Genomic DNA, 26,801 nt, shown 5'->3' with positions numbered 1-26,801 from the left:
GTCACGACGCATCCACCCGGCGGTCGACGCTCAGTCGAACCGGCTTCCCCGTCGGATCTCTGCCGATCAACCCGAGCGACTCAAATGCCTGCAGCCATCCCTCCATCGGCCACCATCCCCATTTCTGTTCGAACACTGCAGCATTGCGCAGAATGTCATCGAGGTGTTCGACCGGGGGATCGGACACCGGGTGGTACTGATGGAAGGCGTCCGCGCCACCGACCCACTTCAGGAAGACGTCCTGAGCTGCCGCGCGTTGGGCGAAATCGGTGTCCTCGCCGCCATAACCGCGGTAATCCTCCGAGAAACCGCCGATCCGGCACCAGGTGGGCGACGTCACGGCGAAGGACAGCGACCAGAACAGCCGATAATCGGCGCCGGCCACGATTCGGTGGCCGGGCGGTGCCGGGCGGGCCGGATGCGGACTGGCCAGTTCATGCAGTCGATCCATCGGATAGCCGTCCGGCCCCGCTGGGGGCAGATAGGTCACCGGACCGCACAACAGCGCCTCCGCATGCTCGGGTTGTTGCGCGGCCTCGTAGTAGCACGACACGAGTTCGCGTCCGGGTATGCAATCGACATCGAGGAAGACGAGCAGGCCCGACCCTTCCTTCAGCGCGGTGGCCGCGCCGAGGTTGCGCGCACGGGACACGGGCAGCGCTGGGTCCCCGGCCGAACAGTCGACCAGAACGGTAGGCACATCGGCCTCGCCGATCACGTTCGAGACGTCCGGGTCATCAATGGCGACAACCACATGCAGGTCGCAGAGTCGCGTGTTGCGGCCAAGTCCGATGCGCAGGTTGCGCAGGTGCGCGGGCCTGCCGTGCACGGTGGTGATGACGGCGGTTTTCATCGGGCGAACCTTCCCCGGCACCGAAGAGCCGTGTCCTCTATTGCCTTCGCCGCTCGACTCGCGGCACCTTCGGTCTCCCACAACTTCCAGCGCTCGCTGTCGATCGATTTCGCCCGATCCAACAGTGCGGGCCAGGCGTGTCGTTGTGGCCAACGGGATGCGACGACCGCGAGCTGGTTGCGGTGCAGCACTTCCGCAGTCGTTCGTTGTTCGTCGAACGGTCGGGGCTGCGGGATCACGATCGTCGGCCGGGACGCAGCAGCGACATCGGCGATGCTGTTCTGCCCTGCGTGCGTCACCACCACATCAGCCGCGCTCAGTTGCGGCCACGGATCCGCGGCCCAGTCACCGGGATTCGCGCCCAGCGACATCCAGGTGACGGAATCACGACCTTCGCTGCGGTTCATGTCGCCTTCCCGAACGCACATTCCTTCGGCGCCGGAAAGCACGACGACCTTCGTGCCGGAATGCTCGTCTTCGCATCGCGGCCGGCCATCGAATCGGCTGATCCCGCCCACGAACGCCGTCTTGTTCTCATACGGCCGCAGCCACGAGGGCACCCGTAGGTCCTTCGGCCAGGCCGCGATGATCTGGTCAGCCATCCTGTGCACCAGTCGATGTGGCGCATCGATGCGGTTTCCGGGCAGAGCGGTCACCACCACCGGCACACCGAGCAGCCGCACGAACACCGCCACCTCGACGGACACGTCGACGACGAACACCTCGGGTTGGGCGTCCTTGACCCACTGCACGATGGCAGCCATCCGGTCGCCGTATCCGGTGTCGGATTGGGGCGCCCAGTGCAGGGCGCCATTCGCGGTCGGGTTCAGCGCACGCCCGGCGGCGTGGTCGTCACGCGGAAGCTCGACAACCGAGGTGAACGGGTGCGGTTCCGGCACCGGCCGACTGGTCAGCACGGTGACCGGACGGCTCAGCCGCGCGCCGATACTCATCGCTCGCGCGAGGTGCCCGAACCCGTGATGGTGCACGTAGTAGCCGATCATCGTCCTCGCCCCCGGATTCTGTGATCATCTGCTGATACAGGGTCAGATACTGGTTCAACATCGCGTCCGCCGAACAGCGGTTTTTGGCGTGCCTGCGGACCGCATACCTGTCCAGCGCAAGGACTTCCGGTACCGCAGCTGCCATGGCATCCACATCCCCGGGGGTCACCAGCCTCCCGGCACACGGGTCGAGCAGTTCGGGTATACCGCCCCGGGCAAAAGCCACCACCGGTGTCCCGCAGGACAATGCCTCGGCCACCACCAATCCATACGGTTCATCCCAGGCCGGGGTGACAAGCGCCGCCGACGATGAACCAACGAGCTGCACCAGTTCGTCGTGGGTGAGGTGCCCGGCATAGCGGATCTGGTCATCGAGCATCGGTTCGACGAACTGGGCGTAGTACGTCGGGTCGGAGACAGGTCCGGCCAATACCAGGGGCATTCGGGCGCGACGCGCAGCCGCGGCGGCCAGGTGAGTCCCTTTCTCCGGCGTGATCCGGCCGAACCACACGAGCCGGTCTCCTCCGGGACCGAAGGCCCATTGCGCAGTGTCTATTCCGTTCGGAACCACCTGGATACCGGGGGTGATGTGTGCCCACGAAGTTGCGGTGTGCCGGCTCACCGCCGCCAGCCGGGTGCCCTCTCCCGACGCCGCCGCCAGCGCAGACTCCAGCCATGGCGTCGGCGGGGTGTGCACCGTGGTCAGCATCGGTACATCCAGCATCGGGGCCATCGCCACCGGCAGGTGGTGCAAGCTGTGGTTGTGCACGACGTCGAAGGAGTCGGTGTTGGCCAATTCGAGCATGACGCTCAGATACGCGTGGTGGTCGGCCATGAACGCCTCGGCGGGCATGGACGTGTCGCGCTTTGCGTTGTCGGACAGTGCAAGGCGGCGAACCGTCAGCGCTTCCCATCCCGGCGCGGCGTCCGATCCGGCACCGGCGAACAGTGAGACGCGGTGCCCGCAAGCGGCCAGTGCCCGCGCCAGGTGCCAGACGTGCGATTCCAGTCCGCCCGCGAAGGGCTGCCGGATCGGGAAGCGGTTGGAGGCGATCAGCGCGATCCGCAACGGGGCGGTCATGACGCCGCTTCCTGATAGAGCCGGGCATGCTCAGCGGACAGCGCGACACGCTCCCGGTAGCGGTCCGGCCAACGTGCGCGCGGCGCGGACACTCCGGCACTCCACCGTCTGTGCGTCGCGCTCACCGCACGGTGTAGCGAGTTCTCGTCGAATGTTCCCTCGGTCAACTCGAATACCTCGCACGGGCGTTGCTCCCCGTAGAAGCCGCAACTGGGAGCGACCACTTCGGTACCGAGGTCGTAGCAGGCCTCCAGCCATCCCGAGTGCGAGCCGAAACGGTAGGGCAACACCGATACGTTGAGCGACGCGAGGTAGTCCCAGAGCTGAGTATCTGTGAAGTACGGATGAACCTTGACCCGCACCCGTTGGTGCCGTGCGTAATTCATCAAAGTGCGACCCACGTCGGGAGCGAACCAATGGTTGTCCGGATCGAAGATCTCGTCGTGGACGTCGATCTGTAGGACGGCACCCGGTAGCGCTGCCACCGATTCGACAAGGGTGTCCAGAATCGCCAGCGGATCCATGTTCGCCCGCAGACTCTTCACGTGGACGCCCACGACGAATTCCGCGCTGCGCGCGCGGGGGCGCTCGATCCAGTGGTTTCCGAGTACATGCGGGTGCGGTAGTACGTGGGGTTTGCGGCCCCACCGTTCATCCACTGCGCGGGCGGCGCCCTCCGTCAGGGTTATCAAGGCGTGCGCAGCGGAGACCAGGACTTCCTGTTGATCTTCGTGCGCCGAGGGATCGGGATGATGGGGATTGCGCAGATCGTGCACCGTGTAAATCAGCGGCTTTTCATACTTCTTGAGCTGCGCTACGGCACCGACGAGATCTTTAGTGGTCACCGCATCGAATCCGAAGTGGATATGGAATGCGTCGAAGTCCTCGTGATGCCGGGCGATCCAGTCCGGCTCCAACATCATCGGCGGCCACCAGCCCCCTGGCACCTTGCGCCCGTCGGCGGGCACGGGATCCTCCAAGCGAACAACCGATTCCAGTTCTCCGGGATGGGACAGATGCTGCACATATACGTGCGACGCAGGGACAGAGGCAATGCGCAAGGCAGACTCCTCACGGAAAGGACCGCGGTCGATAGCACAGTTGACCCGGGTAACCACGGGCCGGCGTACCCACCTGTTCTGGAGGTCGCTGCGAGCACGGAGTACCCGCGCCGAACCGAAAGAAACGCGACGTGCCGGAGGTTTAACGGCAGGTTCCGCCGGTAATGCACTGTGCGAAGGGCGGTGTTCCGCCACGTCTCCAGCGATGGGATTCTCGTATGACGAACGTCGAGACGAAGCCTGCCGACCAGGCTTCGATACCCGAATTGATAGACCGCCTGACCACTCAGACCTCACGTCTGGTGCGCGACGAGATTCAGTTGGCACAGAAGGATTTTCAGCTGGCCACCAAACGCGCGGGGGTGGGTGCCGGCCTGTTCAGCACCGCAGGCCTACTCGCCTTTGTCGGCCTGCTGGCCGCAGTGACCGCTGCGATCGCGGCACTGGCCCTGGTCTTGCCCGTCTGGGCCGCGGCGGTGATCGTCGCAGCGGTGTTGCTGGCCGCCGCCGGTATAGCCGCCGTCGTCGGGAAGAAACAGGTCGAGCAGGCTCCCGCGGCGGCAAAGGAAGTGGTCTCCAGCGTGACCGAGGACATCAACACCGTGAAGGAGGCACGTCATGGCCGGGGCTGATGATCGGCCGGATCCGGCGCACGGCGCGAGTGTCGAAGAGATCGCCGAGGACATCGAACGCACCCGACACGAGGTGGGCGAGACGGTGTCGGCTCTGACCGACAAACTCGATGTGAAGGGGCGAGCGCAGGACAAGGTCGCCGACACCAAAGAGCGCGTCGCCGAAGCCGCCGAGACCGCGCGCCACGACGTCGTCGACGCCGTCACCGACGACGCCGGGGCCATCAAGCCGGGTCTGCCTGCCGCCGCCACCGTGGTGGCGACCGCGGCCGTTCTGCTGGGCGTCATCCTCTGGCGCCGCCGTCGACAGGGAGGCAAGCCATGACCACCTACAAGTCGAGCATGACCGCGAAGTTGATGTATCGCCCCGTCGGGCTTGCCAGTTCGCTGGCCGGCGGACTGGTCGCCGGCGCGATCTTCAAGCAGATCTGGAAGCGTGCCTCCGACGGCGAACATTCCGACCCGCCGTCGCCGCTGGCCCGCGACTATTCCTTCAAGGAAGTAGTGCTTGCCGCCGCGCTTCAGGGACTGATCTTCTCCGTCGTCAAGACCGTGATCGACCGGCAGGGTGCAAAGGCATTCGCTCGTTGGACGGGCGAATGGCCCGGCGAATGAACGTTTCCGCTCGGTTGGTGCGGGTATACGACACCGCGTGACTCTTGCCTCTATCAGCGTCGAACCCAGATTGCCCGACCCACGTGGCCCGCTGTCCCTGGCGGTGACCGAGCTTCTCGCCGAGCGCGCGCCCGTGAACCGGCTCACCCAGGTCGAGGCATCCATCAGCGACGCCGATCCATTCGGGTTGGATCTACAACTGGCGCTGTATATTTGCTACGAGCTGCACTACCGGGGTTTCGAAAAGGTGGACCCGGGCTGGGAGTGGAATGCCGGTCTGCTGCACCTGCGCGGACGACTGGAAACCTCGTTCCTCGACGAAGTCCGCGACCGGGTCGGCGAAATCGGCGCCGACGACACCGCGGCCGCCGAGATGCGGCGGCTTTCGATCGAACCGGCCGACGGTGAGGGGCTGTCGTATCACCTGCGCGACTTCGGCACCTGGTCGCAGATGCGGGAGTACTTCGTGCACCGCTCGCTGTATCACCTCAAGGAGGGTGATCCACACGCGTGGGCGATCCCGCGGCTGATCGGGCAGGCCAAGGCTGCGTTCGTCGCGGTCGAATTCGACGAGTTCGGCGCCGGTCGCGGCGCACGCCTGCACCAGCAACTGTTCGCCGATCTGCTGGACGCCGCCGACCTGGACTCGCGCTACCTCGGCTACATCGATCACGTCACCGCCGAGGCGCTGGCGGCGGTGAACCTGATGTCGCTGTTCGGGCTGCACCGCAGGCTGCGTGGAGCCGCAGTCGGACACTTCGCCTCCACGGAGATCACCTCACCTCCCGGCTCCCAGCGACTGGTGGACGCGCTGCGCCGGATGAACGCCCCGCTGCCCTGCATCGCTTTCTACGCCGAGCACGTCGAGGCCGACGCGGTGCACGAGCAGGTGGTGCGCACCGACGTCGTGGGCGATATGGTCGCCCGCGAACCGCATCTCGATCGAGATGTGGTGTTCGGTATCCGGGCGCACGCGCTCGTCGAGGACCTGCTCGCCGACCACATGATGCGGTGCTGGGCCGAGGGCGCATCCTCGTTGCGCCGCCCAGTTGACTGATCCCGACACTTCGTTGCCTGGATACGCTTGCGTCGTTTGACCTTCCAGTGCCACCGGTAGCGCCGCACGCCCCGACCACCGCTAGTATTCGGTCAATTATCGGGTCGGGCGAGCATGGATATCGGAGGTGACGATGGCGGGCGAACCAGAATCGGTCGTCGGTAACCCCAAGGTGGCTACCGGCTGCACCATCGAGGACCGCACGATCGGCCAAGTCACCGTATTGGCAGTTTCCGGCACACTCGATGTGCTTTCCGCCCCGGACCTCGAAACCCGGATCAAGGCTACGGCCGCAACATCCCCCGCTGCCGTGGTCGTCGACCTCGGCGATGTGGACTTCTTGGGCTCGTCCGGGATGGGGGTGCTGGTCACGGCGCATTCGAATCTGACGCCGGCTGCACGGTTTGTTCTGGTGGCCGACGGGCCCGCCACGAGCCGGCCGCTCAAACTGATCGGGATTGCCGACATCATCGACATCTTCCCCACCCTCGACGAGGCGCTTTCCGCCCTGTCTGGCGACTGACGCTCATCGAGAGCCCCTTGCGCGACAAGGGGCGCACAATACCGGCGCTAGGGACGGTCGGGGCCGGCCGAGACGATCCTTTCGGCCACCTCGATCAGTTTGACGTTCATGTCCTGAGACAGATGCCGCAGCGCGTCGAACGCTGCGACGCCGTCGATATTGAACCGTTCCATCAGCATCCCTTTGGCCTGCCCGATCAGGTCACGGCTGCCCAGGGCTGTCTGGAACTGCCTTTCCCGATGCAACGAGTTCCACGCCAGGGTCGTATGAGCCGCAAAAACCCGGGCCAGCTCGGCTGCGTCCTCGTCGAACGATCCGGCGGCCTCTGCTTGGAAGTTCAGCGCGGCGATCCCAGAAGAAGGCGTGTCGAGCTGCACCGACAACACCGACCGAACCGGGGTTCGTTTGGTGACCTCCCTGCAGTACGACGGCCAGCGCTGCTCGGCTTCCAGGTCGTTGATCAGCATGGTGTGGTTCTCCCATGCGGCCGACAGGCATGGCCCCTCACGAAGCTCGCCCTGCAGGTCGTCGAGCAACTTTGCGAAGTCGTGCGTCGCGCCCACCGAAGTGACCTGGCCGTGCTCGTCGACGAGCGTGATACCGGCGTATCGGGCACCGGGGATCGAGGCCACTGTCGCTTCGTTCAGCTCGCGTAGGACTTGTTCGACGTCGGTCTCACCCCGCTGCTGGAAAACTACGGCGCGTTGCATGGCATCGTAGAAACGTCGCCGTTCGCCCGTGGGATCACCGTCAACCAGAGTCACAATTCATCATTGTGGGCAGCGCGCACAGCTTCAGCAACTAAGACCACCCTTACGAGGTCACTATCCGGAAACCGAACCGCTCAGCGGGAACACCGGACGGCTCTTCAGTGGATATCGGTCGGCCCGAAACCGAGCCCCTGCACGGCTCTTTGTACGGATGTTCGAGAAAAGAGGAGAATGCCGTCATGACGTTCTTGGAGAAGCGGGATCTGGCCGCGAGGATGGCCGAGCTGGCTCGCACCCTCGCCGGCCCACGCAACCTCGACGAAGTGCTTTCTGGGGTTGCCTCCGCGGCCTTGGAACTCATTCCTGGGGTAGATGCTGCGGGGGTTCTGCTCATCGGCAAGGAAAACACCTTCGAGACGGTGCCGAAAGACGCGAGTTTGACCAATGAACTGCACCGCCTTCAGATGCAGTTCGACGAGGGGCCCTGTGTGCAGGCGGCGCTGGGCGACCTGATCGTGCGCACCGATGATTTCCGCGAAGAGACGCGTTGGCCCCAGTATGCGCCGGCATGCGTGCAGATCGGCGTCCTCAGCGGCTTGTCATTCAAGCTCTATACCTCGGACCGCACCGCGGGCGCGCTGAACCTGTTCGGATTCCAGCCGAACATCTGGCGCGGAGAGGCCGAGACCATCGGTGCCATTCTCGCGGCGCACGCGGCCGCGGCAATCCTTGCCAGCCAGGAAGGTCAGCAACTTGAAGCCGCGCTGTCCACCCGCGACCGCATCGGGCAGGCCAAAGGAATCGTCATGGAGCGCTACAAGGTAGACGATGTGCAGGCCTTCGAGATGCTCCGCCAGATATCGCAGGACAGCAACACCAAGCTGGTCGACGTCGCTCAACGGGTGATCGACACCCGCGACTGAGCCGGCTTTGCTACGCCGATTGCGGCGTGACGCGATCCGCGTTCTTGGCGCGGGACTGGCGTCGATGGCTGGTATCGCACAACGGGAAGTTTTTGCTGCGCCCGCACGCACAGATCGCCACCATGAAGCGATCGGACTCCACGCAGGTGCCGTCAGGCATCTCGATGCTGACCGGCCCCTCCACCATCACCGGGCCTCGACGTACCGCGCGCACCGTCCGGCGGTCCTGGCCGTTCACGGTTTGTCAGCTCGGATGACCAGGAGTTCCTCCTCGCGGCGACCCGCCTGCAGCAGTCCGATGTCCTCCAGCCACTGCGCGCGCGAGCGCAGTACGGGGCCGAACGGGATCCATTCCCAAGCAACGATATCGGCGTCCAGGCCGCCCGCCGACAGCGATTCCAGGGTCTTGCGCGGGTTGGCGAATTCCGATTGCACCAACAGCAAGCTGCCGCCGGCGGCCAACAGGCCGGGCGCTGCTTCGCACAGCGGGTCGAGGATCGATCGTCCGTCGGACCCGGCATCCCAGGCACGCGCGGGGCCCAGGGTCGGCGGCAACGATGCGGCGTCGGGATCGTGTGGAACGTACGGGGGGTTGCACACGACCAGGTCATGCGGTCCGAACTCGGCCGCGCGGGCCCATGAACCGAGGTGAACCTCGACGGGGGCCTCGTGAATCTGGGCGTTGGCCCGAGCGCAGCGAACGGCCTTCGGGCAGATATCGAAGGCCTCGACCCGAGCCGCGCCCTGAGCGGCGGCATTGATGGCGACCACACCACTGCCGGTGCACAGGTCGGCAACCTTGGCGCCGAGCGCTAGCGCAGTTTTGTCCATGACGTCGATGAGCAGCTTCGAATCCTCGCGCGGCGCGTAGACGCCGTCCGCGACGGCGCCGAGCAGAAGGGAATCGGGTTCATATGGGTACGTGGTGGTCACATCTGCCTCTCAAGGAGTTTCACCGGGCCAGCAACTGTTCAACGGGCCACCATTGCCGCGCTTGGATGCCCCGGATCAGCGATGACCAAACAACGGCACCGCGTGGACCTCGCAAGATGGACAGTGTGCGCCGGTCGGCTCGCGGTCGCGTAAATCCCTTGCGGCCCGGTCTTGGCGTGCGGTGCCATAGATCCATGAGCGCGATCTAACCGCTGCCCCGGCTGGCGGATGTTGCCCGCTAAGTGATTGCGATCGAAAGCAGGCTGGAGGTGATCGGCCTTCGGCGAGGAACCTCAGGTGGCCGCAAACCACTCCGGGTGGCCCGGTGCCACGCCATCTACCGGGTGCCAAGTTTTAGCTGTTTGACCACGTCATTGCCTATTTTCCGACAGCCGGGTGGACTAATGTCTGAATTGGCTGAGCTGCCGCCGGCCGATGTCGCGACCGTCGGGAGTCGTCATGGGCAGACCAGCTCTTCGGAGCATCCCGCAGCGGGCGATTGTCACCGTCTCCTCGGCACTCGTGCTTGCCACGGTGTGCGCAACCACCGAACAGCGGCCGCCGATCGACCTGCGTGCGTCGTCCCATGCCATCGATATGGTCGCCGCCATCGAAGAGTCGCCCACCACCATCGGCCTCGCCGATTCGAACCTCGTCCGCCTCGACAACGAGGACCTCATCGACCAGCAGCTCGACATGATGCAAGCCCTGGGAGTACAGAACGTCCGCATCGGCATCTCCTGGATTTCCACCCAGTTCAGCGAAGACGGCAGTTTCTTCTGGGGCGCCACCGATTACGTGATCAACGAAGCCCATCGGCGCGGGATGGGCGTACTGGGCGTCCTCCACGAGACGCCGGCCTGGGCCGGCAGTCCGCCGCTGTCGGGGGTACCGAACCTGGATGCATTCGGCAGGTTCGCCGGCGCGGTCGCCGAACGATATGAGGGCAAGATCTCCGCACTCGAGGTCTGGAACGAACCGAACGGCCGGTTCTTCCTCAACCCGGTCGACCCCGCCGCCTATACGGGCATGGTGAAGGCCGCTTACGCCGCCATCAAAGCCCACGACGATCCACGCGATCCGGACGATGACATCACCGTTGTTGCCGGCGTGCTCGGCTCGGGCCGCACCCTCGGCGACAACTTCACGATGAACCCGATCGATTTCCTGCAGGGCATGTACGACGCCGACGCACACGGCTATTTCGACGCGTTCTCCTTCCATCCGTACCACTACGACATCCCGTTCTCCGAGGGTGCGACGCAGTCGGACTCCCCGATTCTGCAGCTCCGCGCGATCAGGGAGTTGATGGAGCAGTACGGCGACGGAGACCTGAAGGTGTGGGCCAGCGAATATGGTCTTCCCACAACACCATTCGATCCGTTGCACCCGTTGCTGTACAACTCCCCGGAGAAGCAGGCCGAGTTCCTCGCGGACTTCCTGGCGAGCTGGCAGCGCGAGAACGGCACGGGCCCGATCTTCATCTATTCGACCAGAGACATAAACTCCGGCAGCGCGAGCGATCAGGACAACTTCGGCATCTGGTACACCGACTGGACCGAAAAGCCGGCGGTCCAGGTGATCCGGGACTTCCTCGAAGATCTTCGAGCCCGACAACCCGATCCTCGATGCGATCAGGAACGTCATCAACAGAGTCGTCGAGATCACCGGCGAGGTCATCAACGATGTGGTCGATTTCGTCGTCTGGGGCGTGGAGGCGTTCATCGACGTGACGGTGTGGGCGGTCAAGACCATCGCCGAAGTGACGGTCAACGTCGTCGAGGGCCTCGTCGATCTGACGTCCCGGGTCGTGCACGGTATCGCCGACGCCATCGTCAACTCGGTGAACTGGGTGGTCGAGAAGGTCAGGAGTTGCCTGGGTGTCGAGCCCACCGCGCCGGAGTTGAACCGGATGATGTCCACTGCAACGGTATTGGCGGTCGATGACGACGCCGCGGAGGTAGACGGGCCGTCGGCGTCGAGCGATCCGGTAGCACCGGAGGTCGTCGAACTCACCGCCGGTGGGCCCGAAGTGGTTGAGCCCGACATCGTTCAGGCTGACGTCGTCGAAGTCGGGGACGTCGAAACCGCGGTCACCGAGACCGTCGAACTTGACGTCGTCGCACCCGAAGTGACCGACGCCGTGGTCACCGAGCCAGAGGTCACCGTGCCGGAGGTCGCTGAGACCGAGGCCCTTGACTCAGAAGAAGCCGAGCAGGCACCCGCCGAGGAGGCCGAGCAGGCACCCGTCACCCCGCGTGTGAGTCGAACCACCACCACGCGGACCGTCAAGACGACAAAGGGCCCGAGGACCGCAGCGTCCAGCGGGGCGAGGTGACGCCGGTCAGAACACCCGGATCCAGTCGACCAGCATCTCGGCCGGGTAGTTGCCGCCGGCGGGCTCGCGCCCGCCGGATCCACCGATGGCGATATTGAACACCGGGGCCATGGTGAAGCCGGGATCGTTGAACGGCCAGTCCGGCAGTGAGTTCGACGCCACCGTGTAGAACGGTTCCATCCCCGGCTGGTAGTCCTGCCAGAAGTACATGCCTTCGGGCTTCCACGTCATCCGCCAGGTGTGCCATGCACCGTCCACCGGATGCTTGAAAGTCTGGAACTGGCTGCCGTCCAACTTTGCGTGCACGGTCGTGCCAGAGGGCCAATCCCGGTTGCCGTACCACTCGAAGAGGTCGACCTCACCGCCGCGCACGGGGTTGTCGTTGATCAACCAGAAGGCAGGCCAGGCACCATCGGTCAGGCAGTTGAGTTTGACGCGGGCCTCCCAGGTCGTCCCGACCCCGCCGCGCCAGTTACCGATGATCTTCGCGCTGGCGTACTTCTCCTGGATGTTCGCGCCCTCGCCGCGGGTGGCGCGGATGACGAGGTTGCCGTTGCCGTCCTGGAAGACATGCTCCTGGTCGGTGACGTAACGACCCATGTTGAACGGCTTGTCCCATTCGACCGGGTTCCGGATGGTCTCCCGCTGCGGAACGATGAACCACGCCCCGGGGTTCGGTGGCGAACCGGCCGGGCCGTTGAACTCGTCCTGGAAAAGGAACACCGGGGCCGCCGCTTCGGGGACCGGAGCCCCGGCCCCGGGAACCGGTCCTGGCGGGAAGTCACCGGGAACGGGCTCGGCATGGGCTGCCGGAGAGGGCAGCGCGGCAGCAGCCGCACCCAGTCCCAACATGAACAAGGCGCTGCGTCGATCAAAATCAGGCACAGCCGAACCATAAACGAGGTCGCACAGGTTTCGCTCGCAACCACGCGAACAGCGACCGCACAGGGGGCCAAAAGGGAGCCCACATTTTCGCCGCGGGCTCGGCTAGCGTTTGCGACGGCAAACTATCGCATTCGACGCAGGAGTCACTAAAGGTATGGCCAACAAGGTGTTTCGACAGACCCTCACCACGGGCGTTGTTCTTGCCAGCGCCGGCGCCATCGCGCTGACCCCCGTGACCGTGACACCGGAGATTCGTGCCATCGCCGACACGCCGCGCGTCGTCAGCACCGATGTGATGCCGGCCGGGCTGTTCCAGGACCTGCAGCTCATCGGCAACGGCGCCCGCGCCGCGGTCGAACAGAGCATCGACGGCCTGGTGCGAAAGGTTCCCGACATCTGGTGGACCGTCGAGGAGCAGTGGCCCGACGCCGACCTGACCCACTGGAACTACGCCATGGTCGCCAACATGGTCTTTGCGCCGATCACGCCGCTGCTCATCGGGCCGCTCAATGATGCGGTCGCCGAGGCTGTGGCCCGCAACTTCCCGGTGCTCGGCGACCAGATTCGCCAGATCCCCGACCTCGTCGAATACGCCTTCATCCGCCTCGTCGGGCCGCTGCTGAGCGCCATCGGGGGCGCCGGCCAGGCCCACTCCGAGATCTTCTACTCGATGACCACCTGGCGTATCGAGCCGTTCATCGAGGCGATCGTGAAGGCGCCATTCCACGTGATCGACGGCCTGCTCTTCGGTGGCTACGGGGACCTCGGCCCGATCCTGCCCGGCAGGGAAGGGCAGTACATCCCGGCGCCGGGCCTGCTCACCCCGTGGGGCCAGCCGCCGCGGGTCCGCGACATCAAGACGCCGAACGATATCGTCACCACCACGGTCCCCGACACCAACGCGAGCTTGATCAGCCTGTCCACCGGCCGCGACGAGAGTGCCATCGGAACCGATACCGCGGTCACCGAAACCACCACCGACACCGCAGACGAAGACCCCCTGGACACCGCCGTCGAGCCGGTCGTCGAGACCGTCACGCCCGACACCGAGACGGTCGTCGAGACGCCGGAGCCGACCGAGGCCGTCACCCCTGCCGCCGACGCCGAAGTCACTGACACCGAGGCTGATGCCATCAGCGACCAGACAGAGACCACCAAGCCGGCCAAGCCCGCGAAGAAGGACCCGGCCGCCGGAATCCGGCAGGGCATTAAGGACTTCCGCGACAACGTCGGCCGTACTGTCAAGAAACTCACCGGTGGCGGGACGTCGTCGCGCTCTGACTCACAGTCGGGTGGCGACAAGAGCGGATCCACCACGTCGGAGTCCAGCGCCGCCAAGGACTCGGAGTAGCTCGGCACTCACTGTCTGCTGGACCTGGATCGCTACCTCGGCCTCCAGGCCGATGAGCGGTGAGTGCGGTCGCGGTCCACGCTCCTCGGCGGTGAGCAGTGTTTCGGAGTTTCGCGCCCGTGGCGCCGCCCAAGATTCAGGTCCGGCGAGGCGTTTCAGCCATGGGACATCCGGCGCAGCGACAGCGCGGATGGTTCTGCGGGACATTGCGCTTGACCATGATCAGCGTCACCACCAAGCCCCTTCAATCTGTCACCGATGTCCTCAAAATGTCCCTTGCGCGGGGCCTTGATTCGGCGTAGCATCGAACACAAGTTCGAATGCGACGTTGCTCCCATCACCATCCGGTGAGCACAGACCGCGACTCCGGTCGCCGCGAGGTTCGATGGCCCCTTTCGGGCTGTGCGGACCGTTGTGACTGATCGTGCCCCGTTGGGCACCTTCTGTGAAAGTCGGTATCCCTATGGACGCCACTGATCTCGACACCTTTGTTGATGCGTTGATTGATGACCTCACTCCGGTGCCTGCACCCGAGGACGACGCTGATCGCCGGTTGTGTCATCTGCTCGACAGTCCGCGCCGGATCGTTGATGAACAGCCCTTGCTCGCGGTGCTGGCGGCCGCGGTCACCTTGCGCAATCTGGTCGATCATGTGATCGCCCAAGCGGTTGCGGCCGCGGAGCGGGCCGGGATCCCGCCACGCACGCACCTGCGCACGGGCGCTGATCTGCTCACCAGTCTGGGTGTGGCGCCGGGCGCGGCGCACCGGGCCGCGCGGGTCGGGCGGGCGGCACACACGCTGCCGGCGTTGACGCAGTTGCAGCGCCTCGGTGGGATCGGTATCGAGTTCGCCGACGCCATCGGTAAAGGAGTCGCTCACGTCAGCAGCCGGGTCGCCCTGTCCGAGCAGGACCGGGCGGGCGTGGTGACGACGCTGATGATCCAGACCACCCCCTCGGGTGTCGATAAGAAGGCCCGCGAGATCGCCATCGACAGAACCGCCGCCGCTCCGCTCGACGACGGGGCGGTGCCGGTCGCCGAAAACACCGACCTCAACGACATGACCGTGGTGCAGACCGAGGACGGGCGGGTCGCGGCCAGCTTGGATCTCGACGCGCTCACGGCAGAGGAACTGTTGGCCGCGCTGGATCCGCTGTGCCGGCCCATCCCGCTGCCCGACGGATCACCGGACCCACGCCCGACCGGGCGCCGCCGCGCCGACGCGTTCGGGCAGATCATACGAACCTACCTGTCGGGCGCGCAGCGCCCGATGAGCGGTGGTGTGCTGCCGCATGTCACCGTGATCCGCCCCGCCGCAACACCAGGCGTGGACTTTCTCGGCTTCGGTGGTCCCGTCAGCACCCGCACCGCGGACCTCATCACCTGTGACAGCACCCTGACCTCGGTGATCGTCGACGCCGCCGGCGCCCCGCTGGACGTCGGGCGCGCCGAGCGGCTGTTCACACCCGCCATCCGGAAAGGATTGGCCGTCCGCGACCGTGGATGCGCGCACCCCGGCTGCGGAAGACCGGTGTCGTGGTGCGACGCCCACCACATCACACCCTGGAGCAGCGGAGGCTACACCAGCATCGACAACGGCGTCCTGCTGTGCCGACTGCACCACACCGCGATCCACCACGGCGGCTGGCAGGTCTACCTCGGCGCCGACCGCCACCCCTGGTTCATCCCGCCGCACCGCCCGGATGAACCCGAACCGGCGCACCTGCGATCCCATGCCCGACGCACCATGACCGATCTACCCACCGCCGCATAACCAAACTCGCACGGCACCTTGACAACTACACAGTGAACACCGCCCACGCAGGCGGGTCCGGCGGGGAGCAACACGCCGCCAGACCCGCCACCACGAACCGCACTTGTGGTCGCGGAGTTCGAGCGAATCACGAAAGTCACTGACGACAAACGTGATTCGTGAGAACACCAGGCCATGATCGATTCGAACGGGTAACTTCGAACCGTGACCACATCGCTGCGGGCCGTCGTGGTCGGCTCCGGGATCAGCGGGCTGACCACGGCCATCTCGCTGCTGGAGGCCGGCCACGAGGTACGGATGGTGACCGCCGAAGGCGCCATGTCCACGACCTCGGCAGTGGCGGCGGCGGTGTGGTTCCCGACCCATGTCGCACCGTGGGAGCGCGTATCGAGTTGGGGCGCGCATACTTTCGATGTGCTGGCCGAGCAGGCCGCGGCGCTCGTCCCGGGGGTGGTCATGCGCGAGTCGCTCAGCCTCTATCGGGAGCCGCCGGGCGAGCCCGCGTGGACGGCCGCCGTCGGCAAGGTCCGGCCCGCCGATACACACGAGCTCCCGCCGGGTTACCCGTACGGGTTGCGCTACACGGTGCCGTTGGCGGAGATGCCCCGTTACCTGCCATGGCTGGGCGCCCGGTTCCGCGACCTCGGTGGGCAGGTGGCCCAGCGGCTGCTGCGGTCACTGGACGAGGTGGGCGACGACGCCGATGTCGTGATCAATTGTGCCGGCCTCGGCGCGGGCGAACTGGTCGACGATCCCTCGGTGTACCCGGTGCGGGGTCAGATCCTGCGGGTCAGCAATCCCGGCCTGACGATGTCGGTCCGCGACGAGGGGCATCCGGGCGGCCGCGCCTACGTGCATCCACGGAGCGAGGACTGCATTGTGGGCGGCACCCTGGACGAGGGGCAATGGGACACCACGGTCGACCCGGCCGTCGGCGCGGCGATCCTGGCGCGGTGTGCCGACCTGGTGCCCGCGTTACGCGACGCTCGAGTGCTCGGGCAGGTCGTCGGACTGCGACCCGGGCGTCCGACCGTCCGGCTCGAGGAGAGTGGGAGGTTGAGATCCGGCGCACGAGTGGTGCACAACTACGGACACGGCGGTTCGGGGATCACATTGTGCTGGGGCTGCGCCCGCGAGGTCACCGCGCTCATCGGCTGACCCGGCCGGACCTGATCAGCGGAAGTACTGCTCGCCACCGGACGGGTAGCCGCCACCGGTGGTGGTGACGTGCACGTGGTCGTAATGGCCGTAACCGCCGGAACCCGCCGCGCCGCTCGGGGTGTAGTACGTGCCGCGCCAGATGGCGTCCTGCATGCCGAATCGGGCAGCGTTCTTCATGACGTACGCGACGATCTGATTACCCAGCGCGACACCTTGTGCGGTACCGGGGTTCGGGATCATCACGTCGAGCGCCAGGCCGTTGGGATGCCAGCGCAGCGCGTCCGGGCGCACGCCGCCGATGCTGCGGATCTCCGGGAACACCGCGCTGATGGCGCGGGCGGCCAAAATGGTCTTGACCTGCAGACCGTGTTCGGGGGCCACGCCCTTGGGCAGCAGCAGCGATCGGGTGTCCGCGCGCCACCTCGACGCCGAGACGAGCTGCGCGGAGGCGACCTCGGGGGCGGCGGCCACCACGGCCGTCGGGTTCCAGCCGAAGGATGCCGGGGCGGCAATGACCTCGACGCCCAGCGGGGTGGCCTCGGCGGCGGCCACCACGGCGGGAGCAGCGACCCTGACCCCCTGCTCAGGGGCAGTACCTGACTGGATATCGCCACCGATAGAGAAGAGCACGGCGGCCGGCGCCACGATCGCGGCGAGCGCGGCAGCCGACCGCAGTCGGCCGTGAGCCATTCCTTGACGCCGCATTCACCACACCTTCGAGCTCGCCGAGCTGACGTTCAGCAACCGCCGAGACCCGGCCGTTTGCTGGTCGTTACCTATCCGTGACTTAACCCGGGTGACTATAACCCGGCGTGTCGCAGCAGCTCAACTCTTTGTGAGATTGGTATGTGCAGGCCGAACGACGGCTGTCCGGCTATGGAGCGGCCGGCGCCGCCGGGTTGGGCACCTGGACGGGGATCGGGGGCAGCAAAGGAATGTTGATGTACGTCGTCGTCATCGCCGGTGCCTGAGAGACCGTGGTGACCTCCGCGGTGCTGGTCGGCAACGTGCTCGGCGGCGTCGTCGTGGTGGTCGTCCGCGGCGTCGTTGTGGTCGTGGTCGTCGTGGTGGACGGCGTCGTTGTCGTCGTCGTTGTGGTCGTGGTGGTCGTCGTTGTTGTCGTCGTGGTCGTGGTGGTGGACGGCGTCGTGGTTGTTGTGGTCGTCGGCGCCACCGGCTGCGGAGCAACGGGCTCGGGCGCCGGAGGCGGTGCCGGCGGCGCCTCGGTGACGGTGACGATGCCCGGCGGCGGTTCGGCCGGCGGCGCCTCCGCAGGCGGCGGGGTGTACACCCCGGAGACCGGGGCCGTCGACGGCGTGGGGGTGTCGGTCTCGGAGACGCCGGTCAGCGCGATGGCCACCCCACCGAGCGCGACAACGGCCAGAATGCCCGCGGCCGCGAACACCGCCATCGGCAACCGGGGCATGCCGCGGGGCTCGTCATCGTATTGGGCCGGGACATGTTGGGAGACAATGCGGGTGGATTCATCACCGAGGTACGGGTTCGCCGCACTGACCTCGGGGTAGTCGTCAGGGCCGGTGTAGCGCACCGGTTCGCCACCGCCGTCGTCATCCTGCGACCACGCCAGCGCCCGGAACGTCGAGGAACCGGACTGGTCCGGAATGACGATCGGCGGTGCCAGGCTGGTCGGGGCGTCCGCGCCCAGCGCCGGCGCCATCCCGGTCTGCGCCCCGGCCTCGGCCGCATTGGCCGCGAACAGTGCCGCTCCGACGGCCGCGTCCAGTGCGGGCTGCGGGGTGCTCACCACCGGTCTCTGGGTGTGCGCGGACAACTGCCGGGTGACCAGCGGAATGCTGGCGCCGCCGCCTGCGGTGGCGATCACCGATACGTCGTCCCAGCTGATCCTGTTGCGCTGCAACAGATTATCCAGCTCGCCGAGAACCTGCTGCAGCGGCTCGGCCAGCAGCGACTCCAACTCGGCGCGGGTCACCCGCACCACCGACCGGTACCCGGGCAGTGCCACCGGGATCTCGGTGGCCGTGACCGCCGACAACCGCTCCTTGGCCTGCCGGCACTCTTCACGCAGCGCTCCGAGCAGACCGACCGCGGCGGTGGCTCCCGGGTCGGCGTCCTCGATACCGGACAACACGTGGGTCAGTAACGCCTGGTCAATCAGGTCGCCGGAGAACTCGGCCACCCTGGTCGTCTCGTCGAGCGGTTCGAAGGCCGCGCCGGAATCCGCGAGCGTGACGCTGGTCCCGCCGCCGCCCAGGTCCACCAGCACCACCGGACCACCGATGCTCAACCCCGGGTTGGTGTGCAGCGAGGTGAGCGCCGCGACGGCATCGGACACCAGCCTCGGCGGTGTCCCGTTCGGGGAGAGCACCGGGTTCGATCGCAGCGTCGCGCGCAATGCCCGCAGCGTCGCAGCGTTCCAGTGCGCGGGAACCGCCACCGCGGCCTGCCCCGGTACGGCGCCGCCCACGACACCGACCATCGCCTCCAGCGCCTCGACCAACAGGTCATCAGCGGGATAGGACGATCCGTCCGAGGCCACCAATGGCACCGGATCCCCCACCCGGTCGACGAATCCGGTCAGCACCTGCCCCGGCAGACCGGACGGCACGCCGACTTCCGGCGCGCCCTGCACCGGAAGTGTCAGCACGGCGCGCCGCACCACGGGAAGGTCGCCGACACGTGCCGCGACCAGATTGGTCGTCCCAATGGACAACCCCAACGGGCCGGTCATTGGGCCCACCATAACGGTCGGCGAACCGTTCCGGCGAACGGACACTCCGCGAACGCGTCGTCGGCTCGAATCATGTTCGGCCAACGTCTTTTTGGATCAACTGTCGGCTCCGCTCAACCTTCGCATGACCGCGGAGCCCACCCCGCCCATGACGATCAGGACGATCCCCACCACCGTGGACAGCGATTCCGATACCAAGCCCGAAATGCCGGTCACCAGTACGAACACCGGCAACCAGTCCACAACGCCGAGCGCCGACGGCGGCGTCTCGCCCGCCTCGGGGGCGAACTTCGCGGTCGCGTAATCGGGATAGAACTCGGTGAACGACACCGCGAAGATGATCGCCCCGATCGGCACGATCCAGGCCGTCCAGAAGTTGTCGGCGTCGTGCAGCACCGCTCCACCGATCGCACCCGAGATCGCCGACACCGTGAACGCCAGCGCCCACACCGCGGAGATCACGTAGTTGATCCGGGTGAACAGTGGTGAATCCCAATGTTCGGCCGGTGTGCTGTCCTTGGCGTAGGCCAGCGTGAACGGCCGCCTGATCAGCAATGTGCCCACCGCGAAGACGGCCAGGGCGACATTGCTCAGCTCCCCGGCCCACCGCTGGAGCCAATCGAGAGTGCTGTCCGGAGCAAACAGACCGATGGCCGCGAGGATTCCGAAGAACACCGCGGCGAAGGCTTCCAGCAGATGCACCTTCACCCCTCGGCGCCAGCCCACCCACATCGTCAGCAACGTCAGCCCGAGCGCAGCGGACGCGGCCTCCTCGAATCTGCCGGGACCGGCGACCAACGCAAACAGAATCCACGGCGCGATCCCGGCGAACGGAGATTTGACGAAGCCATCCAGAAAGCGCATGGCTGGACCCTAAGACACCGGCGGCGACCCTGTGTTCTGATGTCGGGCATGGTTGACAACCTCGCTGATATCGAAGCAATCAAACAGGTCAAGTACCGCTACATGCGCGCGCTGGACACCAAGCACTGGGACGATTTCGCCGACACCCTCACCGAGGACGTCATCGGCGACTACGGCGAGTCCCTCGGCGAGGAGCATCACTTCACCGATCGCGCGACCCTCGTCGAGTTCATGCGCACCTCGATGCCGGCCGGCATCATCACCGAGCACAAGGTGACACATCCGGAGATCACGATCGACGGTGACGAGGCCACCGGGATCTGGTACCTGCAGGACAAGGTGATCGCCCCCGAGTTCCACTTCATGCTCCTCGGTGCCGGCTTCTATCACGACACCTACCGGCGCACCCCCAATGGCTGGAAGATCAGCAAGACCGGCTACGACCGGACCTACGATGCCTCGCTGTCCACCGAAACCCTCGGCTTCAAGGTGAAAGCCGGTCGCGCCGTCAATATCTGACTACTTGGACACGGCGATCAGGGCACCGGGGCGCAGCCACCGGATGATCTTCACCAGCGCGGCGTCATCGATGGCGACGCATCCCGCGGTCGCGCCGCCGTCGGTGCTGTGCAGGAAGAACGCACTGCCGGCACCGGGTACCCGGGCCTTGTTCACCCCCATCACCACCGCGTGCGCGTACTGCGGGATCTGCAGATTCTCGGTGCCGCTGCCCTCCGTGGAGAACGGACACTGCGCCTTCTCACACACCTGCATGGTGTTGTAGGTCGGGCTGTTCACATCGCCGTCCCACCAGTGGTCGGGCCCGACCTGCACGTAGGGCAGACCACCACCGGGGTTGGTCTCGGTGCCGAACGCGAAGTCCAGGGTGAACACCCCCATCGGCGTCTTCATCGAACCCTCGCGGATCTCCTGGGCCATACCGCTGGAACCAATGTGCGCGGGTATGCCCACCCCGATCGGGTTCCAGCCCGCGGCGGTGCGCTCCCACACATCGATCTTCGCTGTCGTGGGACCCACGCCCACAACGGAAATGACCTGAGTGGCGTTGCCGACGGAGTTGACGAACCAGGGTGTCTCGGCGGCATCGGCGACCGGTGCCGACGCGAACGTCAGCCAGAGCGCGCTCAACACCGCGAGTAGTCGGCGCATCCGCCCATCGTCGGCACCACAGGTGGCCCAGGTCAAGTCAAGGTTTGGACACGGTGCTTTGTGCGTACTTTGTAGCCATGGGACTTGGAACGGTCGACCGGCGGGTTTTCCTGGCCGTTGCAGAATCCGACAGCAAGGTGCTCGACACCGTGATGCCGCGCCTCACCGCGGCCGCCGACCACTCCAAGCTGTGGTTCGCGATCGGTGCCGGGCTGCTCGCGGCGGGCAGCCCGTCGATGCGGCGCGGCGCGGCGCGCGGGCTGCTCACGCTGTCGGTGACCAGCCTGGTGACCAACCAGGGCGCCAAGCGCATCTGGAAGAGGGACCGGCCGGACTTCGCGACGGTGCCCTTCGTGCGGCGGTCGCGGCGGATGCCGACGTCCAATTCGCTGCCGTCGGGGCATTCGGCCAGCGCGGCCGCCTTCGCCGTCGGCGTCGGCCTGGAGAACCGCACCCTGGGTGTCGGCCTCGGTGCGCTGGCCGGACTGGTCGGCCTGTCCCGGGTCGCCACCGGCGCGCACTATCCCGGCGATGTGCTGGCCGGATTCGGAATCGGCGCGGCCATCGCGCTGGCCGGGGCCGGCGTCGTACCCACCATCGTCGATCCCCCGATCACCTCCGGCGAACCGCACCGCCACGACACCAAGCCCCGACCCGAGGGCGAGGGCGTGATCCTCGTGGTCAATCCGAACTCCGGCAGCGGCACCGGCGGCCGCATCATCGACGAGGTCCGCGAGGCACTGCCCCGGGTCGAGATCATCGAGGTCGGCGATGACGAGGACATCGAAGAGAAACTGCGGGAGGCCGCCGATCGGGCCGAGGTGCTGGCCGTCGGCGGCGGTGACGGCACCGTGTCCTGCGCGGCCGGTATCGCGCTGGAGGCCGGGGTTCCGCTGGCGGTGTTCCCCGGCGGCACGTTCAACCACTTCGCCAAGGACATCGGCTGCGACACCGTGGCCGCCACCGTGGAGGCGCTGCGCAGCGGATCTGCCGCCTACGCCGACACCATCCAGTTCAACGACACCGACACCGTGGTCAACACCGCGAGCATCGGCGCCTACCCGAAGTTCGTCCGCATCCGGGAAAAGCTCGAACACAAGATGGGCAAACCCCTGGCCGGCGCTTACGCGCTGTACCGCACCCTGAGCAGCGATGCCACGGTACGCATCCGGTACGACAACAAGACCGTGCAGACATCGCTGTTCTTCCTGGGTAATTCGCTGTACTCGCCATCGGGTTTCGCCCCGTCGCGCCGGGTCCGGATGGATGACGGCCTGATCGACGTCCGGATCCTGGAGACGGGCCGCAAATTCGCCACGGTGCGTATCCTCACCGCGCTGGCGACGGGCAGACTCGTGCACAGTCCGCTCTACCACGAACTGCGGGTACCCGAGTTCAGCTTCACCGCGGTGGACGGGCCCACCCCGATCGCCCACGACGGCGAGGTGGAAATCGTCTGCCAGGAAGCGACTTTCAAGAACCGGTATCGGTCGCTGCCGGTGTTTCGTCCGCTGCCCTGAGCCGCCGGTTGGTGAGTACCGGCAGGCACACCAGCGCCCACAGGTAGCCCAGCGCCCAGCCGGCCAGGACATCGGAGGGGTGATGCACATTGAGCACCACCCGTCCGGCGCCGACCGCGAGGACGATCGCCACACCGATCACGATGGATACGGTGCGCCATCGGCCGCGCAGCCACGGTGACGCGGCGAACAGCATCGCCGTCACCGCCACCGCAGTGCCGAGGGCGTGGCCTGACGGAAAGGCCAAGGAATGCTCGGCCACCAGCGCGGTGGCCGGGCGTTCCCGTGACACAACGGCTTTCGTGAACATCACGACCAGCGCAGAGAACTCGACCGTCGACGCCAGGTACAGCACCACCTGGTATCTGTCCGGGCGACGTCCCATCAGCAGGTACACGATCCAGATCAGGGCGACGAGCCGGAAGACCGTCGGGTGGAACACCGTGCACAGCACGTCCCACGCGGTCACCCACCCCGGATGCGCGACACCGAAGCGGTACAGCGGATCCAGCACCGCCCAGTCGGCGTTCTCCATCCACTGCCACCGCGCGAGCACCCCGACCAGGGCGAACAGGAATACCGCGGCGGCCGTTATGGCACTGGCCAGCAGGGCCGGGTGACGCAGCGAAATTCTGGATGGCAACGGTGCTCCCTACGACGGTGAACGGCCTGCGGCCGAGCATAGGTGTCCCACCGGCCCGCACGGTTGCCGGTATCGTGCGGAACATGGCGGTGTTCCTGCGCAAACTGCTGCGCATCGGCAAACTACCCAGCGAGCTGCGCGCGGCCGTCGAGGCCGAGGGTGTCATCCACTTCGCCGAGTACGTGCCGGTCACCAGGCGCTTCACCGGCAAGGTGCCCGGAAAGCGCTCCGTCGGCAGCGTCACCAGCTTCTCCGGATCGCTGGTGTTCACCTCCCAGCGTGTTCTCGGCACGCTGTCCACCGTGCCCAAGCTCGCCGGACGCGCCATCGACCTGCGATGGGACGCACCGCAATCGGGTCCGGTGATCGCCGACATCTCCTCGGCCGGCCTGGTCATCAACCTCGATGTCGCCCAGGTCGACCCGCGGTGCTCGGGCCAGCTTTCCCTGCACTACAAAGACCCGTTGAGCGACGATGTGCTGGCCCGCCTGCCGCGCCGGTCGCTGGCCTACGACGTGCCGCCGGAGTTCATCTTCCGCGCCGTCGGGGTGCCGTACCACCCGTGACCATCAGCTACGACGAACGCCTGCGGGAAAGGATCCGGGCCAACCTCACCGGACATGACCGCCGCACGTTCACCGACACCACCAAGCGGCGCGCCGCCGTCGCGGTGACACTGGTGGACTCCCACCTCGGCGAGGACCGGGTGGATCCGGCGCCGGTCGAGGACTGGATCGCCGGGCGGCCCATGCCCGACGCCCTGGACGGCCGGATGGTCGACGTCTCCGGTGGCGCAGCTTTCCTGTTGTGCCGCAGGGCATCCCGGCTGAACTCGCACGCCGCACAGTGGGCGCTGCCGGGCGGGCGTCTCGATCCCGGCGAGTCCTCCGTCGATGCCGCGCTGCGCGAACTGCACGAAGAGGTCGGCATCGATCTGCCGGGCAGCTCGGTGCTGGGCCTGCTCGACGACTACCCCACCCGCTCCGGCTACGTCATCACACCGGTGGTGCTGTGGGGCGGCGGCCGCCTGGACCTGCAGCCATCCCCCGATGAGGTGGTCGCCGTCTATCGGGTCGGGCTGCACCAGTTGCAGCGCGAGGATTCCCCGCGCTTCATCACCATCCCGGAGAGCCCGCGGCCGGTGGTGCAGATCCCGTTGGGAAATGACCTCATCCACGCGCCGACGGGCGCGGTGTTGCTGCAGTTGCGCTGGCTCGGGCTGGAGGGCAACGGCGAGCCCGTCGACGAACTCGAGCAGCCGGTGTTCGCCTGGAAGTGACGTGTCACCGAACCCGGGCGACCACGAAGATGCGCCGAAACGGGAAGAAGGTGCGCCCGTCGGCACGCACCGGGTAGGCCTGCGCAAGTTCCGGGATGATCGCCTGCCGGTACTGCTGCCAGGCCTGCTCGGTCAGCCGTTCCTTCACCTGGGTCAGTGCGGTGCCGGTGATCCAGTCCAGAACCGGCGTCTCGCCCTGCAACTCGTGCACATAGGTGGTTTCCCAGGCATCCACGGCGCAGCCGGCATCGGTCAACAATCCGGCGTACTCCGAAGGAGTGCCGACCACATCGGCGTCCCGCCACGGCATCTCGCGCAGCGCTTGAGCGAACGGTTCACGGCGGGCCACCGCGCGCACCGCGACGTGCGAGGGCGCGTCGAAGTTTCCCGGCACCTGGAACGCGATCCATGAGCCGGGCGCCAATTGCCCGGCCCAGCGCACCACCAGCTCACGGTGTTCGGGCACCCACTGCAGCGCCGCGTTGGAGATGACGACGTCGGTATCGGGCTCCGGTGACCACTCGGCGATCCCACCGAGGCGCACATCCAGACCGCGCCCGGTGGCCGCGGCGACCATCTCCGGAGAGGAATCCCAGCCCTGCACCACGGCGCCGGGCCAACGCCCGCTCAGCGTCTCGGTCAGGTTGCCGGGTCCGCAGCCCAGATCGGCCACCCGGCGGGGCTGCCTGGCCGCCACCCGGTTCACCAGATCGAAGAACGGGCGGCCCCGGTGGTCGGCGAAGGCCAGGTAGGTGTCGGGATTCCACATACTGTCATCATCGACGGTGATGGATGAGGCAACAACGGTTCGGCGCATCTGGGAGTCCCTGGGGTTATCCGGGATCATCGACGTACACACCCACTTCATGCCGAAGAACGTGATGGACAAGGTCTGGCTGTATTTCGACAGCGCCGGGCCACTGGTGGGTCGGGAATGGCCGATCACCTATCGCGCCGACGAAAACGATCGGCTGCGCACCCTGCGGGCGTTCGGTGTGCAGGCGTTCACGTCGCTGGTGTATCCACACAAACCGCAGATGGCGGTCTGGCTCAACCAGTGGGCGGCGCAGTTCGCCGCTGCGACCCCGGATTGTCTGTCGACGGCGACCTTCTATCCCGAACCCGGCGCCGCCCGCTATGTCGCCGAGGCCGTCGAGTCAGGTGCACGGGTCTTCAAGGCCCATATCCAGGTCGGCGCCTATGACCCGACCGACCCCCTGCTCGACGACGTGTGGGGCCTGCTCGCCGACACCGGCACACCGGTCGTCATCCACTGCGGCTCGGGCCCCGCACCCGGCACGTTCACCGGTCCCGGCCCGATCGAGGCCGTGCTGGCCCGCCATCCGCGGCTCCGGCTGATCGTCGCGCACATGGGCATGCCGGAGTACGAACCTTTCCTGGACATCTGCGAGCGCCACGCCGGCGTCCATCTGGACACCACGATGGCCTTCACCGACTTCGCCGAGGAGACCATGCCGTTCCCGGCCGGCGCCTACCCGAGGCTGCGTGGGCTGGGCGACCGCATCCTGTTCGGCAGCGATTTCCCGAACATCCCGTACCGCTACACCCACGCGATGACGGTGCTCACCGAGCTGCCGGGAGTCGACGACGACTGGCTGCGCGGGGTGTTCCACCGTAATGCGGCCACACTGTTCGGTTTACAGATAGCTGACTGACTGACACGTGTCGATCAGCCGGGCTACCATCGGCGGGC

At 66.6% G+C, this 26,801-nt stretch carries 30 protein-coding genes; 16 read left to right on the top strand and 14 right to left on the bottom strand.

Features of this window, described 5'->3' with window-relative positions; translation table 11 throughout:
* Position 1: 1 nt before the first annotated feature.
* The 4 genes from C6A86_RS02225 to C6A86_RS02210 are packed head-to-tail and all read right to left on the bottom strand — an operon-like array spanning position 2 to position 3,999.
* A complete protein-coding gene (locus tag C6A86_RS02225) occupies positions 2–853 on the bottom strand; it encodes a glycosyltransferase family 2 protein (protein ID WP_105364882.1) in 852 nt (283 codons plus the stop codon).
* On the bottom strand, positions 850–1,752 hold the full coding sequence (locus C6A86_RS02220) for a glycosyltransferase (protein ID WP_105364897.1): 903 nt from the start codon (positions 1,750–1,752) through the stop codon (positions 850–852). Before C6A86_RS02220 ends, C6A86_RS02225 begins: the two co-directional genes overlap by 4 nt.
* Positions 1,706–2,938 carry a glycosyltransferase gene (locus C6A86_RS02215; protein WP_105364883.1) on the bottom strand — a complete coding sequence of 411 codons (1,233 nt, stop codon included), beginning with the start codon at positions 2,936–2,938 and terminating at the stop codon, positions 1,706–1,708. The genes C6A86_RS02220 and C6A86_RS02215 overlap by 47 nt, the downstream gene beginning before the upstream one ends.
* Positions 2,935–3,999 carry a hypothetical protein gene (locus tag C6A86_RS02210; RefSeq protein WP_105364884.1) on the bottom strand — a complete coding sequence of 355 codons (1,065 nt, stop codon included), beginning with the start codon at positions 3,997–3,999 and terminating at the stop codon, positions 2,935–2,937. Before C6A86_RS02210 ends, C6A86_RS02215 begins: the two co-directional genes overlap by 4 nt.
* Positions 4,000–4,217: 218 nt before the next feature.
* Here C6A86_RS02210 and C6A86_RS02205 point away from each other — a divergent pair, with 218 nt between their 5' ends.
* From C6A86_RS02205 to C6A86_RS02185, 5 genes are all read left to right on the top strand, one after another.
* The gene (locus C6A86_RS02205; RefSeq protein WP_105364885.1) at positions 4,218–4,631 is read left to right on the top strand and encodes a phage holin family protein; all 414 of its coding nucleotides are present in this window, start codon (positions 4,218–4,220) and stop codon (positions 4,629–4,631) included.
* Positions 4,618–4,956, top strand: a complete 339-nt coding sequence (locus C6A86_RS02200; protein WP_105364886.1) for a DUF3618 domain-containing protein — start codon at positions 4,618–4,620, stop codon at positions 4,954–4,956. Before C6A86_RS02205 ends, C6A86_RS02200 begins: the two co-directional genes overlap by 14 nt.
* Positions 4,953–5,246, top strand: coding sequence for a DUF4235 domain-containing protein (locus C6A86_RS02195; RefSeq protein ID WP_105364887.1), 294 nt, complete (start codon positions 4,953–4,955; stop codon positions 5,244–5,246). The genes C6A86_RS02200 and C6A86_RS02195 overlap by 4 nt, the downstream gene beginning before the upstream one ends.
* A gap of 37 nt (positions 5,247–5,283) precedes the next feature.
* Positions 5,284–6,303 (top strand): iron-containing redox enzyme family protein, encoded by a 1,020-nt coding sequence (locus C6A86_RS02190; RefSeq protein ID WP_105364888.1) that lies wholly within the window; start codon positions 5,284–5,286, stop codon positions 6,301–6,303.
* A 133-nt stretch (positions 6,304–6,436) separates the two neighbouring features.
* Complete coding sequence (locus tag C6A86_RS02185; RefSeq protein WP_105364898.1) at positions 6,437–6,826, top strand: STAS domain-containing protein; 390 nt, start codon at positions 6,437–6,439, stop codon at positions 6,824–6,826.
* A gap of 47 nt (positions 6,827–6,873) precedes the next feature.
* On the opposite strand, the gene C6A86_RS02180 is transcribed toward C6A86_RS02185, so the two are convergent.
* A complete protein-coding gene (locus C6A86_RS02180; protein WP_233213138.1) occupies positions 6,874–7,590 on the bottom strand; it encodes a GAF and ANTAR domain-containing protein in 717 nt (238 codons plus the stop codon).
* Positions 7,591–7,775: 185 nt separating this feature from the next.
* Here C6A86_RS02180 and C6A86_RS02175 point away from each other — a divergent pair, with 185 nt between their 5' ends.
* Positions 7,776–8,459, top strand: coding sequence for a GAF and ANTAR domain-containing protein (locus tag C6A86_RS02175; RefSeq protein WP_105364889.1), 684 nt, complete (start codon positions 7,776–7,778; stop codon positions 8,457–8,459).
* Between the two features lie 10 nt (positions 8,460–8,469).
* Here C6A86_RS02175 and C6A86_RS02170 read toward each other — a convergent pair whose 3' ends face one another.
* On the bottom strand, positions 8,470–8,646 hold the full coding sequence (locus C6A86_RS02170) for a CDGSH iron-sulfur domain-containing protein (RefSeq protein WP_105364900.1): 177 nt from the start codon (positions 8,644–8,646) through the stop codon (positions 8,470–8,472).
* 47 nt (positions 8,647–8,693) lie between these two features.
* On the bottom strand, positions 8,694–9,392 hold the full coding sequence (locus C6A86_RS02165) for a HemK2/MTQ2 family protein methyltransferase (RefSeq protein ID WP_105364890.1): 699 nt from the start codon (positions 9,390–9,392) through the stop codon (positions 8,694–8,696).
* 522 nt (positions 9,393–9,914) lie between these two features.
* Here C6A86_RS02165 and C6A86_RS02160 point away from each other — a divergent pair.
* Both C6A86_RS02160 and C6A86_RS02155 read left to right on the top strand, forming a co-directional pair.
* The gene (locus C6A86_RS02160) at positions 9,915–11,339 is read left to right on the top strand and encodes a cellulase family glycosylhydrolase (RefSeq protein WP_311101009.1); all 1,425 of its coding nucleotides are present in this window, start codon (positions 9,915–9,917) and stop codon (positions 11,337–11,339) included.
* Positions 11,326–11,730: a hypothetical protein gene (locus C6A86_RS02155; protein ID WP_311101008.1), complete on the top strand. Its 405-nt coding sequence runs from the start codon at positions 11,326–11,328 to the stop codon at positions 11,728–11,730. The genes C6A86_RS02160 and C6A86_RS02155 overlap by 14 nt, the downstream gene beginning before the upstream one ends.
* A 6-nt stretch (positions 11,731–11,736) precedes the next feature.
* Here C6A86_RS02155 and C6A86_RS02150 read toward each other — a convergent pair whose 3' ends face one another.
* The gene (locus C6A86_RS02150) at positions 11,737–12,582 is read right to left on the bottom strand and encodes a family 16 glycosylhydrolase (protein WP_105364892.1); all 846 of its coding nucleotides are present in this window, start codon (positions 12,580–12,582) and stop codon (positions 11,737–11,739) included.
* A 187-nt stretch (positions 12,583–12,769) separates the two neighbouring features.
* On the opposite strand from C6A86_RS02150, the gene C6A86_RS02145 reads away from it, so the two are divergent.
* The 3 genes from C6A86_RS02145 (at position 12,770) to C6A86_RS02135 (ending at position 16,898) form a co-directional block, all read left to right on the top strand.
* Positions 12,770–13,966, top strand: coding sequence for a hypothetical protein (locus tag C6A86_RS02145; RefSeq protein ID WP_105364893.1), 1,197 nt, complete (start codon positions 12,770–12,772; stop codon positions 13,964–13,966).
* A gap of 463 nt (positions 13,967–14,429) precedes the next feature.
* Positions 14,430–15,740, top strand: a complete 1,311-nt coding sequence (locus C6A86_RS02140; RefSeq protein ID WP_105362022.1) for an HNH endonuclease signature motif containing protein — start codon at positions 14,430–14,432, stop codon at positions 15,738–15,740.
* 204 nt (positions 15,741–15,944) lie between these two features.
* Complete coding sequence (locus tag C6A86_RS02135) at positions 15,945–16,898, top strand: FAD-dependent oxidoreductase (protein WP_233212888.1); 954 nt, start codon at positions 15,945–15,947, stop codon at positions 16,896–16,898.
* A 15-nt stretch (positions 16,899–16,913) separates the two neighbouring features.
* Here the strand turns inward: C6A86_RS02135 and C6A86_RS02130 are convergent, their stop codons facing one another.
* The 3 genes from C6A86_RS02130 to C6A86_RS02120 form a co-directional block, all read right to left on the bottom strand.
* Entirely contained in the window at positions 16,914–17,606 is a 693-nt protein-coding gene (locus C6A86_RS02130; RefSeq protein ID WP_105362023.1) for a hypothetical protein, read from the bottom strand.
* 169 nt (positions 17,607–17,775) lie between these two features.
* Positions 17,776–19,611: an Hsp70 family protein gene (locus C6A86_RS02125; protein ID WP_105362024.1), complete on the bottom strand. Its 1,836-nt coding sequence runs from the start codon at positions 19,609–19,611 to the stop codon at positions 17,776–17,778.
* A gap of 96 nt (positions 19,612–19,707) precedes the next feature.
* Positions 19,708–20,475, bottom strand: a complete 768-nt coding sequence (locus tag C6A86_RS02120) for a hypothetical protein (protein ID WP_105362025.1) — start codon at positions 20,473–20,475, stop codon at positions 19,708–19,710.
* A 39-nt stretch (positions 20,476–20,514) separates the two neighbouring features.
* Between C6A86_RS02120 and C6A86_RS02115 the strand changes: the two genes are divergently transcribed.
* Positions 20,515–20,994: a nuclear transport factor 2 family protein gene (locus C6A86_RS02115; protein WP_105362026.1), complete on the top strand. Its 480-nt coding sequence runs from the start codon at positions 20,515–20,517 to the stop codon at positions 20,992–20,994.
* Here the strand turns inward: C6A86_RS02115 and C6A86_RS02110 are convergent, their stop codons facing one another.
* Entirely contained in the window at positions 20,995–21,645 is a 651-nt protein-coding gene (locus C6A86_RS02110; RefSeq protein ID WP_199196073.1) for a L,D-transpeptidase, read from the bottom strand. It abuts the gene before it with no gap.
* A gap of 77 nt (positions 21,646–21,722) precedes the next feature.
* Here C6A86_RS02110 and C6A86_RS02105 point away from each other — a divergent pair, with 77 nt between their 5' ends.
* Positions 21,723–23,165, top strand: a complete 1,443-nt coding sequence (locus C6A86_RS02105; protein WP_105362027.1) for a bifunctional phosphatase PAP2/diacylglycerol kinase family protein — start codon at positions 21,723–21,725, stop codon at positions 23,163–23,165.
* Here the strand turns inward: C6A86_RS02105 and C6A86_RS02100 are convergent.
* Positions 23,119–23,808 (bottom strand): phosphatase PAP2 family protein, encoded by a 690-nt coding sequence (locus C6A86_RS02100; protein ID WP_233212889.1) that lies wholly within the window; start codon positions 23,806–23,808, stop codon positions 23,119–23,121. The two genes, C6A86_RS02105 and C6A86_RS02100, sit on opposite strands and share 47 nt — an antisense overlap.
* A gap of 83 nt (positions 23,809–23,891) precedes the next feature.
* Here C6A86_RS02100 and C6A86_RS02095 point away from each other — a divergent pair, with 83 nt between their 5' ends.
* A complete protein-coding gene (locus C6A86_RS02095; protein WP_105362028.1) occupies positions 23,892–24,374 on the top strand; it encodes a hypothetical protein in 483 nt (160 codons plus the stop codon).
* Positions 24,371–25,087: a CoA pyrophosphatase gene (locus C6A86_RS02090; protein WP_105362029.1), complete on the top strand. Its 717-nt coding sequence runs from the start codon at positions 24,371–24,373 to the stop codon at positions 25,085–25,087. The genes C6A86_RS02095 and C6A86_RS02090 overlap by 4 nt, the downstream gene beginning before the upstream one ends.
* A 4-nt stretch (positions 25,088–25,091) precedes the next feature.
* On the opposite strand, the gene C6A86_RS02085 is transcribed toward C6A86_RS02090, so the two are convergent.
* Positions 25,092–25,856, bottom strand: a complete 765-nt coding sequence (locus C6A86_RS02085; protein ID WP_311101007.1) for a trans-aconitate 2-methyltransferase — start codon at positions 25,854–25,856, stop codon at positions 25,092–25,094.
* Positions 25,857–25,875: 19 nt separating this feature from the next.
* Between C6A86_RS02085 and C6A86_RS02080 the strand changes: the two genes are divergently transcribed.
* Positions 25,876–26,763 (top strand): amidohydrolase family protein, encoded by an 888-nt coding sequence (locus C6A86_RS02080; protein WP_105361519.1) that lies wholly within the window; start codon positions 25,876–25,878, stop codon positions 26,761–26,763.
* Positions 26,764–26,801: the final 38 nt, after the last annotated feature.

The sequence above is a fragment of the Mycobacterium sp. ITM-2016-00316 genome, from assembly GCF_002968335.2.
Lineage (GTDB): Bacteria > Actinomycetota > Actinomycetes > Mycobacteriales > Mycobacteriaceae > Mycobacterium.
The sequence above is the reverse complement of the archived record's forward strand: the minus strand, read 5'-3'. Positions and strand labels throughout refer to the sequence as shown.